We start from the raw sequence: 21,393 nt of genomic DNA, 5'->3' as shown, positions 1-21,393 counted from the left end.
CCCCCGCCCGCGTACCCTCGGGGCGTGGACGAGAACCGGGCTCAGGAGCGGGGCGGGGCCGCCCCCATCAAGGTGCTGCTCGCCGACGACCAGGCGCTGCTGCGCAGTGCGTTCAAGGTGCTGGTCGACTCCGAGCCCGACATGCGGGTCGTCGGGGAGGCCTCCGACGGGGCCCAGGCCTACGCCCTCGCCCGCGAGGCGCGCGCGGACGTCGTGCTCATGGACATCCGCATGCCCGGCACCGACGGCCTCGCCGCCACCCGCATGATCAGCGAGGACCCCGAGCTCTCCGGGGTCCGGGTCGTCATGCTGACCACCTTCGAGGTCGACGAGTACGTCGTCCAGGCCCTGCGCGCCGGGGCCTCCGGCTTCCTCGGCAAGGGCGCCGAACCCGACGAGCTCCTCAACGCCATCCGCGTCGCGGCGGCCGGCGAGGCGCTGCTCTCCCCGGCCGCCACCAAGGGACTGATCGCCAGCTTCCTCGCCCAGGGCGGCCGCGCCGACGCACCGGCCGCCGGCTCGGCCCACGCCGAACGGCTCGCCGCGCTGACCGGACGCGAGCGCGAGGTCCTCGTCCTGGTGGCCGCGGGCCTCTCCAACGACGGCATCGCCGCCCGCCTGGAGGTCAGCCCGCTGACCGTGAAGACCCACGTCAACCGGGCCATGGCCAAGCTCGGCGCCCGGGACCGGGCCCAACTGGTGGTCGTCGCCTACGAATCGGGCCTGGTCCGCCCGCGCACCGACTGACCCCCGGCGCGGGACGGGGGCCGCGCAGTAGGGCGGAGTACTGCGGGCGCGGTATGCGGCGCATAAGGACGGGACCTGGGGGCGACGCCAGGGCTTCCCGGCGTGGGGGACGCTGGAGGACCCTTCGCGTTCGTCACTGCAGAGAGATCCCACGCCCATGTCCTGGCTGTCCCGTTTCAGCCTGGCCCAGAGAGCCCTGATCGGCCTCGTGTCGATCGTCGCGCTGCTCTTCGGAGCCATGGCCATCCCGCAGCTCAAGCAGCAGCTGCTGCCGTCCATCGAACTGCCGATGGTCTCCGTGCTCGCGCCGTACCAGGGCGCCTCGCCCGACGTGGTCGAGAAGCAGGTCATCGAGCCGATCGAGAACACCCTCAAGGGCGTCGACGGCATCACCGGCATCACCTCCACCGCCAGCGAGGGCAACGCCCTCATCCGCGCCACCTTCGACTACGGCGACAGCGGCACCAAGCAGCTCGTCGCCGACGTCCAGCAGGCCGTCAACCGGGCCCGCGTCCGGCTGCCCGCCGAGGTGGACCCGCAGGTGGTGGCCGGCTCCACCGACGACATCCCGGCCGTCGTCCTCGCCGTCACCTCCGACAAGGACCAGCAGGCCCTCGCCGACCAGCTGGACCGCTCCGTCGTCCCCGTCCTGGAGGACCTCGACGGCGTGGGCCGGGTCAGCGTGGAGGGCGTCCGCGACCTCCAGGTCACCGTCACCCCCGACAACGCGAAGCTCGCCGCCGCCGGCCTCGACGGCGCCGCCCTCGCCGAGGGCCTCAAGGCGGGCGGCGCGGCCGTCCCCGCCGGCTCCTTCGACGAGCAGGGCAAGAGCCGCACCGTCCGCGTCGGCTCCGGCTACACCTCCCTCGCCCAGCTGGAGGACCTCCGGCTGACCGCGGGCCCCGGCAAGCAGGCCGTCCGCCTCGGCGACGTGGCCACCGTCAAGCAGGAGCCGGCCAGGGCCGACTCCATCACCCGCACCGACGGCAAGCCCAGCCTCGCCGTGGTCCTCACGATGGACAAGGACGGCAGCGCCGTCGCCATCTCCGACGCCGTCAAGGACAAGCTCCCCGGGCTGCGCTCCCAGCTCGGCTCCGGCGCCGCGCTGACCGTCGTCAGCGACCAGGGCCCGGCCGTGGCCCGCTCCATCTCCGGCCTCACCACCGAGGGCCTGCTCGGTCTGGTCTTCGCGGTGATCGTGATCCTGGTCTTCCTGGCCTCGATCCGCTCGACGCTGGTCACCGCGGTGTCCATCCCGCTGTCCGTGGTCCTCGCCCTGATCGTGCTGTGGACCCGCGACCTGTCGCTCAACATGCTGACGCTGGGCGCGCTCACCATCGCCATCGGCCGCGTCGTCGACGACTCGATCGTGGTCCTGGAGAACATCAAGCGCCACCTCGGCTACGGCGAGGAGCGCGAGGCCGCGATCACCGCCGCCGTCAAGGAGGTGGCCGGCGCGGTCACCTCGTCCACGCTCACCACCGTCGCCGTCTTCCTGCCGATCGGCCTCGTCGGCGGCATGGTCGGCGAGCTCTTCGGCTCCTTCTCGCTCACCGTCACCGCCGCCCTGCTGGCCTCGCTGCTGGTCTCCCTGACGGTGGTCCCGGTCCTGTCGTACTGGTTCCTGCGCGCCCCCAAGGGGACGTCCGAGGACCCCGGGAAGGCCCGCCGCGAGGCCGAGGAGAAGGAGGCGAGGAGCCGCCTCCAGCGCCTGTACGTCCGGGTCCTGGGCTTCGCCACCCGGCGCCGCCTGACCAGCATCGCGATCGCCGTCGTCGTCCTGGTCGCCACCTTCGGGATGACCCCGCTGCTGAAGACCAACTTCTTCGACCAGGGCGAGCAGGACGTCCTGACGGTCAAGCAGGAGCTGCCCGCCGGCACCTCGCTGGCCGCCTCCGACGAGGCGAGCCGCAAGGTGGAGCAGGCCCTGGCCTCCGTCGAGGGCGTCAAGGACTACCAGGTCACCGTCGGCTCCTCCGGCTTCCTCGCGGCCTTCGGCGGTGGGACCGGTTCCAACCAGGCCTCCTACCAGGTCACCCTGGACGACGCCGGCCACTCCGAGGCCGTCAAGCAGCGCATCCAGGACGCCCTCGGCAAGCTCCAGGGCATCGGCGACACCTCCCTCTCGGCGGGCGGCGGCTTCGGCGGCCAGAACCTGAGCGTGGTCGTCAAGGCCGGCGACGGCGCCGTCCTCGCCAAGGCCGCCGAGCAGGTCCGCGCCGAGGTCGCCACGCTCAAGGACGTCACCGACGTCCAGAGCGACCTCGCCCAGTCCGTTCCCCGGATCTCGGTCACCGCCACGCCGAAGACCGCCGAGGCGGGCCTGAACCAGGCCGCGCTGGGCGCGCTCGTCGCCCAGGCCGTCCGAGGCAACCCCGTGGGCAAGGCCGTCCTGGACAACACCGAGCGGGACGTCGTCATCCGCTCCGCCCACCCGGCCACCACCCTCGCCGAGCTCCAGGCCCTGCCCGTCGGCCCCGCGAAGCTGGGCGACATCGCCGAGGTCAAGGAGGTCCCCGGCCCGGTCGCGATGACCCGGATCGACGGCGCCCGCGCCGCCACCATCACCGCCAAGCCGGTCGGCGACAACACCGGCGCGGTCAGCGCCGAGCTCCAGACCAGGCTCAAGGCCCTGGACCTGCCCGCCGGGGCCACGGCCTCCGTCGGCGGCGTCTCCCAGGACCAGGACGACGCCTTCGGCTCGCTGGGCCTGGCCATGCTCGCGGCCGTCGCGATCGTCTTCATGCTGCTCGTCGCGACGTTCCGCTCGCTGGTCCAGCCGCTGATCCTGCTGGTCTCGATCCCCTTCGCGGCCACCGGTGCGCTGGGCCTGCTCATCGCCACCGGCACGCCGATGGGGGTTCCGGCGATGATCGGCATGCTGATGCTCATCGGCATCGTGGTCACCAACGCCATCGTCCTGATCGACCTCGTCAACCAGTACCGGGCCCAGGGCCTCGGCGTGGTCGAGGCGGTCGTCGAGGGCGGCCGCCGCCGGCTGCGTCCGATCCTGATGACGGCCCTGGCGACGATCTTCGCGCTGCTCCCGATGGCGCTGGGCGTCACGGGCGAGGGCGGGTTCATCTCGCAGCCGCTCGCGGTGGTCGTGATCGGCGGCCTGATCAGCTCGACCCTGTTGACGCTGCTGCTGGTGCCGACCCTCTACACGGCGATCGAGCTGCGCAAGGAGCGCCGCCGTGCGCGCCGCGCCGCCGGGCGCGGGGCGGAGCCGGCCGTGGTTGCGTCCCCGGAGGAGGACCGGGTGGCGGTCTGATCCCGTGAACGCCGAAGGGGCGCCCCCGGCCGGGGGCGCCCCTTCGGCGTGTCCGTGCCGCCTACGGGAGGGCGAGCATGCGCTCCAGCGCGAGCTTGGCGAAGCTCTCGGTCTCCTGGTCGACCTGGATCCGGTTGACGAGGTTGCCCTCGGCCAGGGACTCCAGGGTCCACACCAGGTGGGGGAGGTCGATGCGGTTCATCGTCGAGCAGAAGCAGACCGTCTTGTCGAGGAAGACGACTTCCTTGTCCTCGGCGGCGAAACGGTTCGCCAGCCGCTTCACGAGGTTCAGCTCGGTGCCGATGGCCCACTTGGAGCCGGCCGGGGCCGCCTCCAGCGTCTTGATGATGTACTCCGTCGAGCCGACGTAGTCGGCGGCCGCGACGACCTCGTGCTTGCACTCGGGGTGCACCAGCACGTTGACGCCCGGGATCCGCTCGCGCACGTCCCTGACCGAGTCCAGGCTGAACCGGCCGTGGACCGAGCAGTGGCCGCGCCACAGGATCATCTTCGCGCCGCGCAGCTCCTCGGCGGTGAGCCCGCCGTTGGGCTTGTGCGGGTTGTAGAGCACGCAGTCGTCCAGGGACATGCCCATGTCGCGGACGGCGGTGTTGCGGCCCAGGTGCTGGTCGGGGAGGAAGAGCACCTTCTCGCCCTGCTCGAAGGCCCACTCCAGGGCCTTCTTCGCGTTGGACGAAGTACAGATCGTGCCGCCGTGCTTGCCGGTGAAGGCCTTGATGTCGGCGGAGGAGTTCATGTACGAGACGGGCACGGTGCTGCCGGCGATCCCGGCCTCGGTGAGCACGTCCCAGCACTCGGCGACCTGCTCGGCGGTGGCCATGTCGGCCATCGAGCAGCCGGCCGCGAGGTCGGGCAGGACGACCTTCTGGGCGTCGGAGGTCAGGATGTCCGCGGACTCGGCCATGAAGTGGACGCCGCAGAAGACGATGTACTCGGCCTCCGGCTTGGCCGCCGCGTCGCGGGCCAGCTTGAAGGAGTCGCCGGTGACGTCGGCGAACTCGATGACCTCGTCACGCTGGTAGTGGTGCCCGAGGATGAAGACCTTGTCCCCGAGCTTCTCCTTGGCCGCGCGGGCACGGGCCACCAGGTCCGGGTCCGAGGGCGAGGGCAGGTCGCCGGGGCACTCCACGCCGCGCTCGCTCTTGGGGTCGGACTCGCGGCCGAGCAGCAGCAGGGCGAGGGGCGTCGGCTGGACGTCCAAGGGCTGGGCGGTGGTCACGACACGCACCCTTTCTGTTCTGCGACTAGGTGCCTTCCGAAGAGGGCTTCCGAAGGCGTCACTTCGACTTCTCGTCTATATGACGCTATCTATCATAACCGCTTCACGTCACTTTGACGATGGCGATAATGTCGATGTGACGCATTCGCCCGCTCCGGAGCGGCGCGCTCCAGCAGCCCTCCGCAAGGGGTCCACCGCTCCCCACGGGTGTGCGAGCATGAATAACTGAAACAAGGCGCCGGACCCGGAATGAAACCGCGGTCCCGCTGGTTGCCACCGACGGCAAGAGTCCGACGTTTCCCCAGCCACCGGCGGGGAGCCGCCCACTTCGGGAGTGAATGCAGATGTCCGTACAGGACGACAAGACCACTGTGAGCGACGGCATCCTCCTGTCCGACGCCGCCGCCGAGAAGGTCCGCACCCTGCTCGAGCAGGAAGGCCGCGATGACCTGGCGCTGCGCGTCGCCGTCCAGCCCGGCGGCTGCTCCGGCCTGCGCTACCAGCTCTTCTTCGACGAGCGCTCCCTCGACGGCGACGTCGTCAAGGACTTCGACGGCGTCAAGGTCGTCACCGACCGCATGAGCGCCCCCTACCTGGGCGGCGCCTCCATCGACTTCGTCGACACCATCGAGAAGCAGGGCTTCACGATCGACAACCCGAACGCCACCGGCTCCTGCGCCTGCGGCGACTCCTTCAGCTGAGCCCGGCTGAACGCGCACGACGAGGGCCCGGGCGCCGGTCGAATCCGACCGGCGCCCGGGCCCTCGCCCGTGTGTCCTGCGTCTCCCGCCCGGCTCCCGGCCGGGCTCCCGCCGGAGCCTACTGGCGGGGGAGGGGCTTGCCCGTCGTCGCGTCGACCACCTTGCGGTCGCCCAGCGGCTGCTGGAGCGGCGCCGTGACGGACATCTCCTTCGCGATCATGATGCAGGCCTGGCCGGGCTTGTTCGGGGTGTCCGTGATCTTCACCAGCACCGCGCCGGCCTCCTCCCGAGCCTCCAGCGCGTAGGTGCTGCACACCCCGCCCCAGAAGTTCACGGTCAGCGTCCGGTCGGCCTGCGCGTACGAGAACCCGGGTACGGTCCGGCCCTGCGGGGGCACGGGGGCCGTCGTGGCGCCCTCGTCCCTGGCCGCGGACTGGACCACCGTGCGGCCCGGCTTCCCCTCCGTACCCGCCACCTCGAACAGCCAGGCCGGCACGAGACCCCGCCCGCCTTCGACCGTCCCCGCGACCAGCCCCAGCACGGCCCCCTTCACGCTCTCCGTCCGCGGCGGCTTGACCGGGCGCGGCTCCGGGTTGCACGGCAGGGTGTCCGTGGCCCCCGTCGCGGTGTCCGGGGTCAGCGGCACCGAGGTCGCGCAGCCGCTCGGGCCCGGGCCGCTGCCGCCGCCCCGGCCCGCCGCGTTGAGGCGGTCCAGTGCCTCCGCGGCCCCGATCACCGGCTGATCGCCCGCGCGGACCGGGGCCTTCAGCTCGCCGCTGCCCGCCACCACCTGGCCGTCCGCCCCGACGGTGATCCGGCTGGACCAGCCCTGCGTGGGCAGGCCGCCCACCACCGGGTCGGCCACCACCACCCGCACCGAGCCCGTCGCCAGGCGGGCGTCCACCTTCGCGTCCCCCTGCCCGGCGCTCGCGAGCACCGGGGCCGCGGCGGCCTTCGCGGCCTCCTCGGAGACCGGCTTCCCGGTGCCGGAGCCCTGCGGCGCGGCAGGCTTCGCCACGCCCGAGCCCTCCTGGGGGAGCGTGGCCGGCCCGCAGGTGTCCTTGCCGCGCACGCAGTCGTCACCCGTGCCACCCGCCTGGAAGCGGGAGAAGCTCCAGGTGCCGGGGGCCTTGCGGGTGACGGTCAGCCGGGGCCCCGAGCCGTCGGCGGACTCGCCGGCCAGCCACTGCTCGCCGCTGAGCCGGGGCGCGCCGGAGATCCCGAGGGCCTGCGCGAGCCGGGCCACCTCCTCCGAGCCGACCTCGCCCGAGGCGGTGAAGGAGGGCGCGGAGGCCGGGGCCTGGGGGAGCGGGCCGTCCGCCCGGTAGGTCACCCCGCCGCCGTTCGGATCCGGCTCGCCGGGGGCGATGCCGGGCCCGGGGGGCGTCGGGGAGGTGCGCGGGGCGACGGCCGCCGTCTCACCCGTACGGCCGCCGCCGCCCGAGGCGTCGCCGTACGCCGTCGACGCCCAGTAGGCCGTACCGCCGCCGGCCAGCAGGACGGCGGCCGCGACGGAGCCGATGGCCCAGGCCGGCCGCCGTCGTGTGGCGCGTGATGTGTCGGGTTCTTCGCTGGTCACCGCTTGCTCCTTCGCGTGTCCCGCCGTATGTGATGCGGGTGTGACGCGCGGACCGCGCAACCGGTTCCCCCGTCCTGCGGGTTCCCTTCCCCTACTCCCCGTACTCCGCCGTGGCGGCGATCAGCCGGGCCGAGGCCGGCGGGACACTGACCCCGTGGATCTGGGAGGGAGCCACCCGCGCGGGCCGGGGCTCGGGCGGAACCGCCCAGTGCGGGGCCATCCGGGCGCAGTCACCCAGCATCCGCGCGAAGCCGGGGCGTCCCCCGGCGGTGTACTCGGGACAACCGAAACCATCGGTAGAGGTCATGGAGGCACGGTAGGCACGCCGCATCGGGCGAAGGAAGTCCTACTACGGGGTAGTTTCAGCCGTTCGGCCAAGCGCCGGGGACCGGGTAGCTTTGAATGTCACCCGCCGTCATCCGCAGGAGCATCCACGCCGTGCGCATCGCAGTCACCGGCTCCATCGCCACCGACCACCTCATGACCTTCCCGGGCCGCTTCGCCGACCAGTTCGTCGCCGACCAGCTCCACACGGTCTCCCTCTCCTTCCTCGTCGACAACCTCGACGTGCGGCGGGGCGGCGTCGGCCCGAACATCTGCTTCGGCATGGGTCAGCTCGGCACCCGCCCGATCCTCGTCGGCGCGGCCGGCTCGGACTTCGACGAGTACCGCGCCTGGCTGGACCGGCACGGGGTGGACACGGCCTCCGTGCGGATCTCCGAGGTGCTGCACACCGCCCGCTTCGTCTGCACCACCGACGCCGACCACAACCAGATCGGCTCCTTCTACACCGGTGCGATGAGCGAGGCCCGCCAGATCGAGCTGAAGGCCGTCGCAGACCGGGTGGGCGGCCTGGACCTGGTCCTCATCGGCGCCGACGACCCCGAGGCGATGCTCCGCCACACCGAGGAGTGCCGTACGCGCGCGATCCCCTTCGCCGCGGACTTCTCGCAGCAGATCGCCCGGATGGACGGCGAGAACATCCGCACCCTGATGGACGGCGCGACGTACCTCTTCTCGAACGAGTACGAGAAGGGCCTCATCGAGACGAAGTCCGGCTGGACGGACGAGGAGATCCTCGCCAAGGTCGGCACCCGGGTCACCACCCTGGGCGCGCGGGGCGTGCGGATCGAGCGGGCCGGCGAGGAGCCGATCCTGGTCGGCTGCCCCGAGGAGACGGCGAAGGTCGACCCCACCGGTGTCGGCGACGCGTTCCGGGCCGGGTTCCTGACGGGTCTCGGCTGGGGCGTCGGCCTGGAGCGGGCCGCGCAGCTGGGCTGCATGCTGGCCACCCTCGTGATCGAGACCCTGGGCACCCAGGAGTACACGCTGGCCCGCGCCCACTTCATGGAGCGCTTCACCAAGGCGTACGGCGAGACGGCCGCCGCCGAGGTCCGCGCCCACCTGGAGGCGTAACCGCGTACGGGCGCCGCGCGCCCGTCGCACCACGAGGCCGGCGGGGCCGCGCACAGCCCCGCCGGCGTCACGCCGACCGGCGGACCCGGTAGGCCGCGGCGGCGCCGTGCGGGGTCTCGCCCAGGTAGGCGTGGCCCCGCATCGCGCACCACGCGGGGATGTCCAGCCGGGCCACCTCGTCGTCCGACAGGACCGTCACCGTCCCGCCGACCGGCACCGTGCCGATCGCCCGGGCCAGCTCGATCACCGGCTGTGGACAGCGCAGCCCCAGGGCGTCGACCTCCACCGACTCCGCCACCGGGGCGGCGGACGGGGCCGGCTCCGCCACGCCCAGCTTCTCCCGCACCCCCGCCACCGCCCGGGGGAGCACCTCCAGGAAGCCGTTCACCTCCTCCGCCGTCGTGCCACGCGGCAGAGACACCCGTACGTTCCCCTCCGACAGCACCCCCATCGCCCGCAGCACGTGACTGGGGGTCAGCGTGGAGCTGGTGCAGGAGGAGCCGGAGGAGACCGACCAGCCCGCGCGGTCGAGCTCGTGCAGCAGGGTCTCGCCGTCGACGTACAGGCAGGAGAACGTGACCAGGTGCGGCAGGCGCCGGTCCGCGTGGCCGACCACCTCCACGTCCGGCACCAGCCGGGCCACCCGCCGCCGGATCCGGTCCACCAGCACCCGCAGCCGCGCCGCCTCCGCGTCCGCCTCGGCCCGTACGGCCCGCAGGGAGGCCGCCGCCGCCACGACGGCCGGAAGGTTCGTGAAGCCGGGGGAGCGGCCCGACTCCCTTTCGTCCGCCGGGCCTTGGGGGGCGAAGCGGACCCCCTTGCGGACGGCCAGCAGGCCGACCCCGGGCGGGCCGCCCCACTTGTGGGCGCTGGCGGCCAGCACCGACCAGGCGCCCTCCACCGGCCCCCAGCCCAGCGACTGCGCCGCGTCGACCAGCAGCGGCACCCCCGCCGCCGCGCAGACCTCCGCCACCTCGGCCACCGGCTGGACCGTGCCCACCTCGTGGTTGGCCGACTGGAGGCAGGCCAGAGCGGTGGTGGAGGTCAGGCCGGACGCGTACCCGGCCGGGGCCACCGCGCCGAGCCGGTCCACCGGAACCTCGGTCACCGTCCCCCCGGCCGCCGCGTGCGCCTCGGCGGCATGCAGCACGGAGCTGTGCTCGACGGCCGACACGACCAGATGGCCGCCCACCCGCCGGCGCCCCGCCAGCGCCCCCGCGACGCCCGCGTGAACCGCGTGCGTCCCCGAAGGAGTGAACACGAGCTCGTCGGCGCGACAACCCACCGCCTCGGCCGCGGCCTCTCGCGCGGCGTCCAGCAGCAGTCGGGCCCGCCGCCCCTCCCGGTAGAGGCGGGCCGGATCCGCCCAGCCCTCGTCCAGTGCGGCCTGCAGCGCCTGCCGGGCCACGGGGTGCAGCGGGGCGGCGGACGCGGTGTCGAAGTACGGCATCCGGCCACCGTAAGGCAGGGGCCGAGGGGGCCGGGCCGTGGCGGGGGCGGACGGCGGGCCGGGCGGCCGGCCCGGAGCCGGGACGTGTGCAACGCGGCAGGTCGCGCCGGGTTCAGGGGGCGTCAGATGCCGTGCGGAGCCCGCCGTTCAGGGCCGAACGGCCTGTCCCCCGTACGGCGGATCCATCCCTTCGGGGGCAGTAGCGGCGCGTTGGGCACCCTCCCCGCGCGGCCTCAAATAGCGTCCAGTAGGGTTTGGTCCGCATAAACATCCAAACCCCTGCCTGCGTCAGGGCCGGCGACCGACCCGAACACGGCCGCGGCCGGCCGCGCGGGCCGAGACTCTCGGGAAGGCGCTACGTGAGTCCCTACGGCTCCGACCGCTCGCCGCGGCGCCCGATGCGGCGGAAGCTGCTGCAGGCGCTGACTGCGGGCGTGGTCCTGGCGACCGCCACTGGTTGCTCGTACAACTGGCAAGACTTCCCCCGCCTCGGAATGCCCTATCCGGTCACGGAGGAGGCGCCTCGCATCCTGTCCCTGTGGCAGGGGTCGTGGGCAGCCGCTCTGGTCACGGGCATCCTGGTGTGGGGCCTGATCCTGTGGAGCATCATCTTCCACCGGCGCAGCCGGACGAAGATCGAGGTCCCCGCGCAGACCCGGTACAACATGCCCATCGAGGCCCTGTACACCGTGGTCCCGCTCATCATCGTCTCGGTGCTGTTCTACTTCACCGCACGTGATGAGTCGAAGCTGCTCACCCTCTCCAAGCCGGCGCACACGATCAACGTGATCGGCTTCCAGTGGAGCTGGGGCTTCAACTACGTCGAGAACGTCGACGGCGACGCCGCGACCCCGAAGGCGGGTGTGGTTCCGAAGGAGCTCGCCTCCCTCCCGGACCGCTTCACCAAGGACTTCCCCGCGGGCGCCGAGGGCGTCTACGAGAAGGGCGTCCCCGGCGACCGGAACGCGGACACGAACAACCCGGGGCCGACCCTCTACCTGCCCAAGGGCGAGAAGGTCCGCTTCATCCTGTCGTCGAACGACGTCATCCACTCCTTCTGGGTGGTGCCCTTCCTGTTCAAGCAGGACGTCATCCCCGGTCACACCAATGTCTTCGAGGTCACCCCGAACCAGGAAGGCACCTTCATGGGCAAGTGTGCCGAGCTCTGCGGTGTCGACCACTCCCGCATGCTGTTCAACGTGAAGGTCGTCTCCCCGGCGGAGTACAAGGCGCACCTGAAGCAGCTCGCGGAGAAGGGGCAGACCGGCTTCCTGCCGGCCGGCATCAAGCAGACTGACCCCGCCCGGAATGCGGAAGTGAACAAACTGTGAGCATCCTCAACGAATCCCAGGGTGCCGCCGCCGACTCGTATGAAAACGAGCTGCCGGTACGGCGCAAGCAGCCGGGCAACGTGGTCGTGAAGTGGCTCACCACCACCGACCACAAGACCATCGGCACGATGTACCTGGTCACGTCGTTCGTGTTCTTCCTGATCGGCGGCATCCTGGCGCTCTTCATGCGCGCCGAGCTGGCCCGGCCGGGTACGCAGATCATGTCGAACGAGCAGTTCAACCAGGCGTTCACCATGCATGGCACGATCATGCTGCTGATGTTCGCGACCCCGCTGTTCGCCGGTTTCGCCAACTGGATCATGCCGCTGCAGATCGGCGCGCCCGACGTGGCGTTCCCGCGGCTGAACATGTTCGCGTACTGGCTGTACCTCTTCGGCTCGACCATCGCGGTCGCCGGCTTCGTCACCCCCTCCGGTGCGGCCGACTTCGGCTGGTTCGCCTACTCCCCGCTGTCCGACGCCGTCCGCTCCCCGGGCATCGGCGCCGACATGTGGATCATGGGTCTGGCCTTCTCCGGCTTCGGTACGATCCTCGGCTCGGTCAACTTCATCACCACGATCATCTGCATGCGGGCCCCGGGCATGACGATGTTCCGCATGCCGATCTTCACCTGGAACGTGCTGCTGACCGGTGTCCTGGTCCTGCTCGCCTTCCCGGTCCTGGCCGCCGCGCTCTTCGCGCTGGAGGCCGACCGCAAGTTCGGTGCACACGTCTTCGACGCGTCCAACGGCGGCGCCTTGCTGTGGCAACACCTCTTCTGGTTCTTCGGGCACCCAGAGGTGTACATCATCGCGCTACCGTTCTTCGGCATCGTCTCCGAGATCATCCCGGTCTTCTCCCGCAAGCCGATGTTCGGCTACATCGGTCTGATCGCCGCGACGATCGCGATCGCCGGCCTCTCGGTGACCGTGTGGGCGCACCACATGTACGTCACCGGCGGTGTGCTGCTGCCGTTCTTCTCCTTCATGACCTTCCTGATCGCGGTCCCGACCGGTGTGAAGTTCTTCAACTGGATCGGCACCATGTGGAAGGGCTCGCTGTCCTTCGAGACCCCGATGCTCTGGACGATCGGCTTCCTGGTCACCTTCACCTTCGGTGGTCTGACCGGCGTCATCCTGGCCTCGCCCCCGATGGACTTCCACGTCTCCGACTCGTACTTCGTCGTCGCGCACTTCCACTACGTCGTCTTCGGCACCGTGGTGTTCGCGATGTTCGCCGGCTTCCACTTCTGGTGGCCGAAGTTCACGGGCAAGATGCTGGACGAGCGTCTGGGCAAGATCACCTTCTGGACGCTGTTCATCGGCTTCCACGGCACCTTCCTGGTGCAGCACTGGCTGGGCGCCGAGGGCATGCCGCGCCGCTACGCGGACTACCTCGCCGCCGACGGCTTCACCACGCTGAACACGATCTCGACGATCAGCTCGTTCGTCCTCGGCCTCTCCTTCCTGCCGTTCATGTACAACGTCTGGAAGACCGCCAAGTACGGCAAGAAGATCGAGGTCGACGACCCGTGGGGCTACGGCCGTTCGCTCGAGTGGGCGACCTCCTGCCCGCCGCCGCGCCACAACTTCCTCACCCTGCCGCGCATCCGCAGTGAATCGCCGGCGTTCGACCTGCACCACCCGGAGATCGCGGCCCTCGACCACCTCGAGGACCACGCCCCGGCGAAGGCCGTCACCGGTGGCAAGGAGGCCGGCAAGTGAAGATCCAGGGCAAGCTGTTCCTCTGGCTCTCCGTCTTCATCCTGATCATGACCGTCGTCTACGGCGTCTGGTCGAAGGAGCCGGTCGGAACCACCGCTCTCGCGCTGGCCTTCGGCCTGAGCGCCATGATCGGCTACTACCTGGCCTTCACGGCCCGGCGCGTGGACGAGATGGCCCAGGACAACCTGGAGGCCGACGTCGCCGACGAGGCGGGCGAGCTGGGGTTCTTCTCCCCGCACAGCTGGCAGCCGCTCTCGCTGGGCATCGGTGGCGCGCTCGCGTTCATGGGTGTCATCTTCGGCTGGTGGCTCATGTACTTCTCGGCCCCGATCATCCTGATCGGCCTGTGGGGCTGGGTGTACGAGTACTACCGCGGTGAGAACCAGAACCAGTAGGCGGTAGCGGTACCGAGCAGGACCTGAGGGGCCCGGACACCTTTTCGGAGGAGTCCGGGCCCCTCGTTTGCAGTCACCCCGCGCGACGTAATAGTCATATGTTCATAGCGTTGAGCGCATGAACCACTCACCGCGTCTTCGGACCGCACTCAGCTGCTCCCTGCTGGTCGCGTCCCTCGGTGCCGGCGCCACCGCATGCGGGGGGTCCGCAGACAACCCGCTGTCAGCCCGCCCGTACGACGCGGGCCGGCAGGTCGCCTTCAACCAGCCGCCCAGCGGCCGCGCCGGCGACCCGGACAAACCCCTCGAGGTCACCGTCAAGGGCACGGAGTCCCGCATCACCGACGTGACCGCCGTGGACACCCACGGGCGCCGCCTGGCGGGCGAGCTCTCCGCCAAGGGGGACCGCTGGCACAGCACCTCCCCCCTGGCCGCCGGCGTCCGCTACACCGTCGCGGTGAGCACGGAGGACCAGCACGGCGCTCCAGGGCTGCGCACGCTGACCTTCGACACCACCCCGGCCAAGAAGGTCCTCAAGGTCGAATTCGGCCCGGACGAGGGCAAATACGGGGTCGGACAGCCCATCACGGCCGAACTCAGCGAACCGGTCAAGGACAAGGCCGCCCGCGCCCTCGTCGAACGGGGCCTGGTCATCGACACCCCGGAACCCGTCGAGGGCGCCTGGCACTGGGTGGACGACAAGAACCTGCACTACCGCCCGAAGGACTACTGGCCCGCGCACTCCTGGGTCTCCGTACGGAGCAACCTGGAGGGCGTCAAGATCGAGGACGACCTCCACGGATCCGCCTCCAAGCCCCTCAAGCTGGAGATCGGCGACCGGGTGGAGGTCACCACCGACGCCGCCGCGCACACCCTCACGTTCGAGCGCAACGGAGAAGTGATCAACACCATTCCGGTGACCACCGGGAAGCCGGGCTTCTCCACCCGCAACGGGGTCAAGGTGGTGCTGGGCAAGCAGTACTTCGTCCAGATGCGCGGGGACACCGTCGGCATCGGCGGCAGCGAGTACTACAACCTGCCCGTCTACTACGCCACCCGCGTCACCTGGAGCGGCGAGTACGTCCACGCCGCGCCCTGGTCGGTCGGCTCCCAGGGCTACGAGAACGTCAGCCACGGCTGCACCGGCATGAGCACGGGCAACGCCGCCTGGTTCTACGAGAACATCACCGAGGGCGACATCGTCCGGGTGATCAACAGCATCGGCGACGACATGGAGCCCTTCGGCAACGGCTACGGCGACTGGAACCTGGACTGGAAGGAGTGGCGCGAGGGCAGCTACCTCCTCAAGGGCACCCAGGAGGGCCGCAGCCCCGTGGACCAGGCCCGCCTGCGTCCCGCCGTCTGAGCGGACGCCCCCACGGAGCCCGCGAGGGCCCGCGGACGGCCACGGGGCCGTCCGCGGGCCCTCGTCGTGCCCTCCGGGCCCCGCGGGCCCCTCAGGCGTCCAGGGAGAGCCGGGAGCGCAGCAGCCCCGCCAGGGCCTCGGGGAACTCCACCGGGTCCACCGGGAGGGTGACAGCCGCGTCGGCCCGGCTCCAGGTCGCCAGCCAGGCGTCCTGGGGGCGCCCCATCAGGAGCAGCACCGGGGGGCACCGGAAGATCTCGTCCTTGATCTGCCGGCACACGCCCATGCCCCCGGCCGGCACCGCCTCGCCGTCCAGGACACAGGCGTCGATGCCTCCGGCGTCCAGTTCCTTGAGGACGGCTGGAAGCGTGGCACATTCCAGGAACTCGACCGGCGGCAGGTCGGCGGCCGGCCTGCGCCCGGCCGCCAGCCGCACCTGCTCCCGGGTGCCCGCGTCGTCGCTGTACACCAGAACCCGCGCAGTCGCCCGCATTTCGTTCCTCCACGTGTCCGTGAATCACGCTGATGATGCGCGGGATGCTACTCCGTCCGACCCCGTGTCAACATCGGTTCCGCCGGGCGGTCGGGAGCGGTCGTGCGGGGGTGATCTGATGGGCCGTTCGGGCCTTGCACACCCCCCTGACACTCCGAACGGCACCCCCCGGGGTGAGGGCGGGATAAGCGACCGACATAATGTCGGTCGTGGCGACAGCAACGACAGTAGATACCGGGCACGCGCACCCGACGGTCAACCGGCCGAACCTCGTCAGCGTCGGAACCATCATCTGGTTGAGTTCCGAGCTGATGTTCTTCGCGGCCCTCTTCGCGATGTACTTCACCCTGCGATCCGTGATGGGCGCCGAGTACTGGGCAGAACAGGCCGAGGCCTTGAATCTGCCCTTCTCGGCGACGAACACCACGATCCTGGTGCTCTCCTCGCTCACCTGCCAGCTCGGCGTGTTCGCCGCCGAGCGCGGTGACGTGAAGAAGCTCCGGACGTGGTTCATCATCACGTTCGTCATGGGTGCGATCTTCATTGGCGGCCAGGTGTTCGAGTACACCGAGCTGGTCAAGCACGAAGGCCTGAGCCTCTCGTCCAACCCGTACGGCACGGTGTTCTACCTGACCACCGGCTTCCACGGTCTGCACGTGACGGGCGGACTCATCGCCTTCCTGCTGGTCCTCGGCCGGACGTACGCGGCCAAGAGGTTCACCCACGAACAGGCCACGTCGGCCATCGTCGTGTCCTACTACTGGCACTTCGTCGATGTCGTCTGGATCGGCCTCTTCGCCACGATCTACCTGATCAAGTAGCGAAACGTCGCCGGGTCCGGCCCGGCACACCGTCCAGAAACACCGACGCAGAAGATCCTGACACCGGGGTAATCCGTGAAAAAGCTCTCCGCACGACGACGCCATCCGCTGGCGGCGGTCGTCGTTCTACTCTTCGCGCTGGCGGTCACGGGGGGGCTGTACGCCGCCTTCGCGCCCGCTGGCAAGGCGCAGGCCGATGAAACCGCCCAGTCCCTCGCCATCGAGGAGGGCAAGAAGCTCTACGCCGTGGGATGCGCAAGCTGCCACGGAACCGGCGGTCAGGGTTCCTCTGACGGCCCCAGCCTGGTCGGCGTCGGCTCCGCGGCCGTCGACTTCCAGGTGAGCACGGGCCGCATGCCCGCCCAGCAGCCCGGCGCCCAGGTGCCGAAGAAGCGGAACATCTACACCCAGGCCCAGATCGACCAGCTGGCGGCGTACGTAGCCTCCCTCGGCGCCGGCCCCATCACGCCGGCCGAGAAGCAGTACGACCCGGCCGGTGCCGACGTCGCGGCCGGCGGCGAGCTGTTCCGCAACAACTGCGCGCAGTGCCACAACTTCACCGGTGAGGGCGGCGCGCTGACGAACGGCAAGTACGCCCCGAACCTCGAGGGCGTGGAGCCGAAGCACATCTACGAGGCCATGCTCACCGGCCCGCAGAACATGCCCTCCTTCCCCGACAGCACGATGCCGGAGAAGCAGAAGAAGGACATCATCGCGTACCTCCAGAACGTGAACGGCGAGAAGTCGGTCAGCCCTGGCGGCCTGAAGCTCGGCGGCCTCGGCCCCGTCTCCGAGGGTCTGTTCGGCTGGATCTTCGGTCTGGGTGCGCTGATCGCTGTCGCCGTCTGGGTCGCGGCCCACACCGCTAAGGCCAAGAAGTCATGAGTAGCCAAGACATTCCCGAAGAAAAGCACCTGCCCACCGAGCAGGGCGACGCGCACCACGGTGCCGTAGCGGTCGCGGACGACCCGTTCGCCGACCCCGGCCTCCCGGTCCACAAGCCCCGCATCCAGGACATCGACGAGCGGGCCGCCAGGCGGTCCGAGCGCACGGTCGCGATGCTGTTCACGCTGTCGATGCTGGCCACCATCGGCTTCATCGCCTCGTACGTGTCCATCCCGGTCGACAAGATCGTCTACATCTTCCCCGTCGGGAAGGTGAGCGGGCTGAACTTCGCGCTGGGCCTGACCCTGGGCACGGCCCTGTTCTGCATCGGCGCGGGCGCGGTCCACTGGGCCCGCACCCTGATGTCCGACGTCGAGGTCGCCGACGACCGCCACGAGATCGCGGCGTCGGCCGAGGTCAAGGCGAAGGTCATGCAGGACTTCGCCGACGGTGCGAACGAGTCCGGCATCGCCCGCCGTCCGCTGATCCGCAACACCATGCTCGGCGCGCTGGCCCTGGTGCCGCTCTCCGGCGTGATGCTGCTGCGCGACCTGGGCCCGCTGCCCGAGAAGAAGCTGCGCAAGACCGTCTGGGCCAAGGGCAAGCTGATCATCAACCAGAACACCATGGAGCCGCTGCGCCCCGAGGACGTCCTGGTCGGCTCCCTCACCTTCGCCATGCCCGAGGGCCTGGAGGAGGAGCAGCACGACTTCCAGGTCCAGATCGCCAAGGCCGCCCTGATGCTCGTCCGGATCAAGCCGGAGGACATCAAGGACAAGCAGGAGCTGGAGTGGTCCCACGAGGGCATCGTGGCCTACTCGAAGATCTGCACCCACGTCGGCTGCCCGATCAGCCTGTACGAGCAGCAGACGCACCACGTGCTCTGCCCGTGCCACCAGTCCACCTTCGACCTCTCCGACGGCGCCCGTGTCATCTTCGGTCCGGCCGGTCACGCGCTTCCGCAGCTGCGGATCGGCGTGAATGACGAAGGCTTCCTCGAAGCGCTCGGCGACTTCGAAGAGCCCGTCGGTCCTGCATTCTGGGAGCGCGGATGAGCACTGCCACCACCACCGAGCGCAAAGCGCCGGCCGGCGAGCGCGTAGCCGACTGGGCGGACGGCCGCCTGGGCATCTACAGCCTCGCCAAGGCGAACATGCGCAAGATCTTCCCGGACCACTGGTCCTTCATGCTGGGCGAGATCTGCCTCTACAGCTTCATCATCATCATCCTCACGGGTGTGTACCTGACGCTGTTCTTCCACCCGAGCATGAACGAGGTCGTGTACCACGGCTCGTACGTGCCGATGCAGGGCGTCCAGATGTCCGAGGCCTTCGCCTCGACGCTGGACATCAGCTTCGACGTCCGCGGCGGTCTGCTCATCCGGCAGATCCACCACTGGTCGGCGCTGATCTTCGTCGCCGGCATGGTCGTGCACATGATGCGCGTCTTCTTCACCGGCGCGTTCCGCAAGCCGCGCGAGATCAACTGGATCTTCGGCTTCCTGCTGCTGGTCCTCGGCATGTTCACCGGCTTCACCGGTTACTCCCTGCCGGACGACCTGCTCTCGGGCACCGGTGTCCGCTTCATGGAGGGCGCGATCCTGTCCGTGCCGATCGTCGGCACGTACCTGTCGTTCTTCCTCTTCGGCGGCGAGTTCCCCGGCGGCGACTTCGTCGCGCGGTTCTACTCGATCCACATCCTGCTGCTGCCCGGCATCATGATGGGCCTGCTGGTCGCCCACCTGATCCTGGTCTTCTACCACAAGCACACCCAGTTCGCGGGTCCCGGCAAGACGAACAACAACGTCGTCGGCATGCCGCTGCTGCCGGTCTACATGGCCAAGGCCGGAGGCTTCTTCTTCCTGGTCTTCGGTGTCATCGCGGCCATCGCGGCCCTCGCCTCGATCAACCCGATCTGGGCGCTCGGCCCGTACCGCCCGGACCACGTGTCCACCGGTGCGCAGCCCGACTGGTACATGGGTATGCCGGAAGGCCTGATCCGTGCCATGCCCGGCTGGGAGATCAACCTGTGGGGCCACACGCTCGTCCTGGGCGTGTTCATCCCGCTGCTGCTCTTCCCGCTGGTCCTCGGCGCGATCGCCGTCTGGCCGTTCATCGAGTCCTGGGTCACCGGCGACAAGCGCGAGCACCACATCCTGGACCGCCCGCGCAACGTCCCGACCCGTACGGCCTTCGGTGTCGCCTGGATCGCGGAGTACATCGTGCTCCTCATCGGCGGCGGCAACGACATGTTCGCCCAGTACTTCCACCTGTCGATCAACTCGATCACCTGGTTCGTCCGGATCGGCTTCTTCGTCGTCCCGGTCCTGGCCTTCATCGCCACCAAGCGGATCTGCCTCGGCCTCCAGCGCCGGGACCACGACAAGGTGCTGCACGGTCGCGAGACCGGCATCATCAAGCGCCTGCCGCACGGTGAGTTCATCGAGGTCCACGAGCCGCTCTCGCAGGGCAAGCTGCACACGCTCACCTCGCACGAGCAGTACAAGCCGATCGAGCTCGGCCCGACGGTCGACGAGAACGGTGTCGAGCGCAAGGTGACGCGCGCCGAGAAGCTGCGTGCGAAGCTCAGCAAGGGCCTCTACGCGGAGGGCAACCAGATCTCGAAGCCCACCGTCGAGGAGTACAAGGAGATCCAGTCCGGCCACGGCCACCACTGATCTCCGGCAAGACCGCTTGAGGGACCGGCCCCCGGGCCGATCCTGGTGTCGCCACGGCAGGAGCCCCCGTCCAGTGTCTGGACGGGGGCTCTTTGCCGTCTCCGGGGCTGGATAGGCTGGGAACCTTCCCATTCGACGTGCGATCACCGACGAGCAGCAGGAGCTGACCATGAACGTTGCGACCCCGGCAGGCGGCGACAGCGTGGCGGCCCGCAGCTGGCCGGGCATCCTGGAGACGCTGCTCTGCGGCCGCGACCTCGCCACCGACGACACCGCCTGGGCGATGGAGCGGATCATGCGCGGCGAGGCCACCGACGCGCAGATCGCGGGCTTCGCGGTGGCCCTGCGGGCCAAGGGCGAGACCGTGCAGGAGTACACGGGGCTGGTCCGCACGATGTACGCCCACGCCAACCTGATCGAGGTGCCCGGACGGACCGTCGACATCGTCGGCACCGGCGGCGACGGCGCCAAGACCGTCAACATCTCGACCATGTCCGCCATCGTGGCGGCCGGCGCGGGCGCGAAGGTCGTCAAGCACGGCAACCGGGCCGCTTCCTCCGCCAGTGGCTCCTCCGACGTCCTGGAGAAGCTCGGCGTCAACCTGCGCCTGACCCCGGAGCGGGTGGCACAGGTCGCCGAGGAGGCCGGCATCACCTTCTGCTCCGCGGTGGTCTTCCACCCCGCCCTGCGGTATGCGGCCTCGGCACGACGGGACCTCGGGGTGCGCACGGCGTTCAACGGCCTCGGCCCGCTCACCAACCCCGCCCGGGTCACGGCGCAGGCCGTGGGCGTCGCCGACCCCCGGCTGGCCCCGATCATGGCGGGTGTGCTCGCCGAGCGGAACACCTCGGCCCTCGTCTTCCGCGGCGACGACGGCCTGGACGAGCTGACCACCACCGGGACCTCCCGGGTGTGGTGGGTCCGCGAGGGCCGGATCACCGAGCACTCCTTCGACCCGCGCGACGTGGGCATCGCGACCATCGACATCTCGGCCCTGCGCGGCGGCGACCCGTCGTACAACGCCGACGTGGCCCGCCGCCTGCTGGCGGGGGAGACCGGCCCGGTGCGCGACGCCGTCCTGCTGAACTCGGCGTCCGCCCTGGTGGCCGTGGACCCGGGGACGGGCTCGCTGGAGGAGCAGCTGTCGGCGGGCATCGCCCGTGCGGCCGAATCCATCGACTCGGGCGCCGCCCGGGCCGCCCTGGAGCGGTGGGTGGCGGCCAGCAACGCCTGACCCGGCCCGGTGCCTGCGGCCACGACCCCGGTCCACATCGTGGACCGGGGTCCTGTGTCC

General features: G+C 70.4%; 18 protein-coding genes. 13 read left to right on the top strand and 5 right to left on the bottom strand.

Annotated elements, in window-relative coordinates:
* Positions 1-24 precede the first annotated feature (24 nt).
* Both ACFY15_RS12705 and ACFY15_RS12700 read left to right on the top strand, forming a co-directional pair.
* The gene (locus ACFY15_RS12705) at positions 25-747 is read left to right on the top strand and encodes a response regulator (protein WP_390685654.1); all 723 of its coding nucleotides are present in this window, start codon (positions 25-27) and stop codon (positions 745-747) included.
* Positions 748-904: 157 nt separating this feature from the next.
* Positions 905-4,021, top strand: coding sequence for an efflux RND transporter permease subunit (locus ACFY15_RS12700; protein WP_390685655.1), 3,117 nt, complete (start codon positions 905-907; stop codon positions 4,019-4,021).
* A gap of 61 nt (positions 4,022-4,082) precedes the next feature.
* Here the strand turns inward: ACFY15_RS12700 and nadA are convergent, their stop codons facing one another.
* Positions 4,083-5,270 (bottom strand): quinolinate synthase NadA, encoded by a 1,188-nt coding sequence (gene nadA, locus ACFY15_RS12695; protein ID WP_390685656.1) that lies wholly within the window; start codon positions 5,268-5,270, stop codon positions 4,083-4,085.
* A gap of 335 nt (positions 5,271-5,605) precedes the next feature.
* Between nadA and ACFY15_RS12690 the strand changes: the two genes are divergently transcribed.
* Positions 5,606-5,962, top strand: coding sequence for an iron-sulfur cluster assembly accessory protein (locus tag ACFY15_RS12690; protein WP_030029080.1), 357 nt, complete (start codon positions 5,606-5,608; stop codon positions 5,960-5,962).
* A gap of 118 nt (positions 5,963-6,080) precedes the next feature.
* Here the strand turns inward: ACFY15_RS12690 and ACFY15_RS12685 are convergent, their stop codons facing one another.
* Together ACFY15_RS12685 and ACFY15_RS12680 are read right to left on the bottom strand one after the other, a co-directional pair.
* Entirely contained in the window at positions 6,081-7,541 is a 1,461-nt protein-coding gene (locus ACFY15_RS12685; protein ID WP_390685657.1) for a hypothetical protein, read from the bottom strand.
* 91 nt (positions 7,542-7,632) lie between these two features.
* Entirely contained in the window at positions 7,633-7,848 is a 216-nt protein-coding gene (locus ACFY15_RS12680; protein WP_390685658.1) for a hypothetical protein, read from the bottom strand.
* A gap of 131 nt (positions 7,849-7,979) precedes the next feature.
* Here ACFY15_RS12680 and ACFY15_RS12675 point away from each other — a divergent pair, with 131 nt between their 5' ends.
* Positions 7,980-8,957 carry a carbohydrate kinase family protein gene (locus ACFY15_RS12675; RefSeq protein ID WP_390685659.1) on the top strand — a complete coding sequence of 326 codons (978 nt, stop codon included), beginning with the start codon at positions 7,980-7,982 and terminating at the stop codon, positions 8,955-8,957.
* Between the two features lie 67 nt (positions 8,958-9,024).
* On the opposite strand, the gene ACFY15_RS12670 is transcribed toward ACFY15_RS12675, so the two are convergent.
* Positions 9,025-10,407 (bottom strand): cysteine desulfurase/sulfurtransferase TusA family protein, encoded by a 1,383-nt coding sequence (locus ACFY15_RS12670; RefSeq protein WP_390685660.1) that lies wholly within the window; start codon positions 10,405-10,407, stop codon positions 9,025-9,027.
* Between the two features lie 359 nt (positions 10,408-10,766).
* On the opposite strand from ACFY15_RS12670, the gene coxB reads away from it, so the two are divergent.
* From coxB to ACFY15_RS12650, 4 genes are all read left to right on the top strand, one after another.
* Entirely contained in the window at positions 10,767-11,738 is a 972-nt protein-coding gene (gene coxB, locus ACFY15_RS12665; protein WP_390685661.1) for a cytochrome c oxidase subunit II, read from the top strand.
* On the top strand, positions 11,735-13,462 hold the full coding sequence (gene ctaD, locus ACFY15_RS12660; RefSeq protein ID WP_366452690.1) for a cytochrome c oxidase subunit I: 1,728 nt from the start codon (positions 11,735-11,737) through the stop codon (positions 13,460-13,462). Before coxB ends, ctaD begins: the two co-directional genes overlap by 4 nt.
* Positions 13,459-13,857 (top strand): cytochrome c oxidase subunit 4, encoded by a 399-nt coding sequence (locus ACFY15_RS12655; RefSeq protein ID WP_390685662.1) that lies wholly within the window; start codon positions 13,459-13,461, stop codon positions 13,855-13,857. Before ctaD ends, ACFY15_RS12655 begins: the two co-directional genes overlap by 4 nt.
* Positions 13,858-13,975: 118 nt before the next feature.
* Positions 13,976-15,223: an Ig-like domain-containing protein gene (locus ACFY15_RS12650; protein WP_390685663.1), complete on the top strand. Its 1,248-nt coding sequence runs from the start codon at positions 13,976-13,978 to the stop codon at positions 15,221-15,223.
* 91 nt (positions 15,224-15,314) lie between these two features.
* Here ACFY15_RS12650 and ACFY15_RS12645 read toward each other — a convergent pair whose 3' ends face one another.
* Complete coding sequence (locus ACFY15_RS12645; protein WP_390685664.1) at positions 15,315-15,716, bottom strand: hypothetical protein; 402 nt, start codon at positions 15,714-15,716, stop codon at positions 15,315-15,317.
* Positions 15,717-15,916: 200 nt separating this feature from the next.
* Between ACFY15_RS12645 and ACFY15_RS12640 the strand changes: the two genes are divergently transcribed.
* From ACFY15_RS12640 to trpD, 5 genes are all read left to right on the top strand, one after another.
* Complete coding sequence (locus ACFY15_RS12640; RefSeq protein WP_390685665.1) at positions 15,917-16,537, top strand: heme-copper oxidase subunit III; 621 nt, start codon at positions 15,917-15,919, stop codon at positions 16,535-16,537.
* Between the two features lie 75 nt (positions 16,538-16,612).
* A complete protein-coding gene (locus tag ACFY15_RS12635) occupies positions 16,613-17,422 on the top strand; it encodes a c-type cytochrome (RefSeq protein WP_390685666.1) in 810 nt (269 codons plus the stop codon).
* Positions 17,419-18,477, top strand: coding sequence for a Rieske 2Fe-2S domain-containing protein (locus ACFY15_RS12630; protein ID WP_390685667.1), 1,059 nt, complete (start codon positions 17,419-17,421; stop codon positions 18,475-18,477). The genes ACFY15_RS12635 and ACFY15_RS12630 overlap by 4 nt, the downstream gene beginning before the upstream one ends.
* Positions 18,474-20,099: a cytochrome bc complex cytochrome b subunit gene (locus ACFY15_RS12625; RefSeq protein ID WP_390685668.1), complete on the top strand. Its 1,626-nt coding sequence runs from the start codon at positions 18,474-18,476 to the stop codon at positions 20,097-20,099. The genes ACFY15_RS12630 and ACFY15_RS12625 overlap by 4 nt, the downstream gene beginning before the upstream one ends.
* A 169-nt stretch (positions 20,100-20,268) precedes the next feature.
* The gene (gene trpD / locus ACFY15_RS12620) at positions 20,269-21,333 is read left to right on the top strand and encodes an anthranilate phosphoribosyltransferase (RefSeq protein ID WP_390685669.1); all 1,065 of its coding nucleotides are present in this window, start codon (positions 20,269-20,271) and stop codon (positions 21,331-21,333) included.
* The last annotated feature ends 60 nt before the right edge of the window (positions 21,334-21,393 follow it).

The sequence above is a fragment of the Streptomyces sp. NPDC001373 genome (assembly GCF_042895815.1).
Classification (GTDB): Bacteria; Actinomycetota; Actinomycetes; order Streptomycetales; family Streptomycetaceae; genus Streptomyces.
Note: the sequence above shows the minus strand (reverse complement) of the source record. Positions and strands in the feature narration are given on the sequence as shown.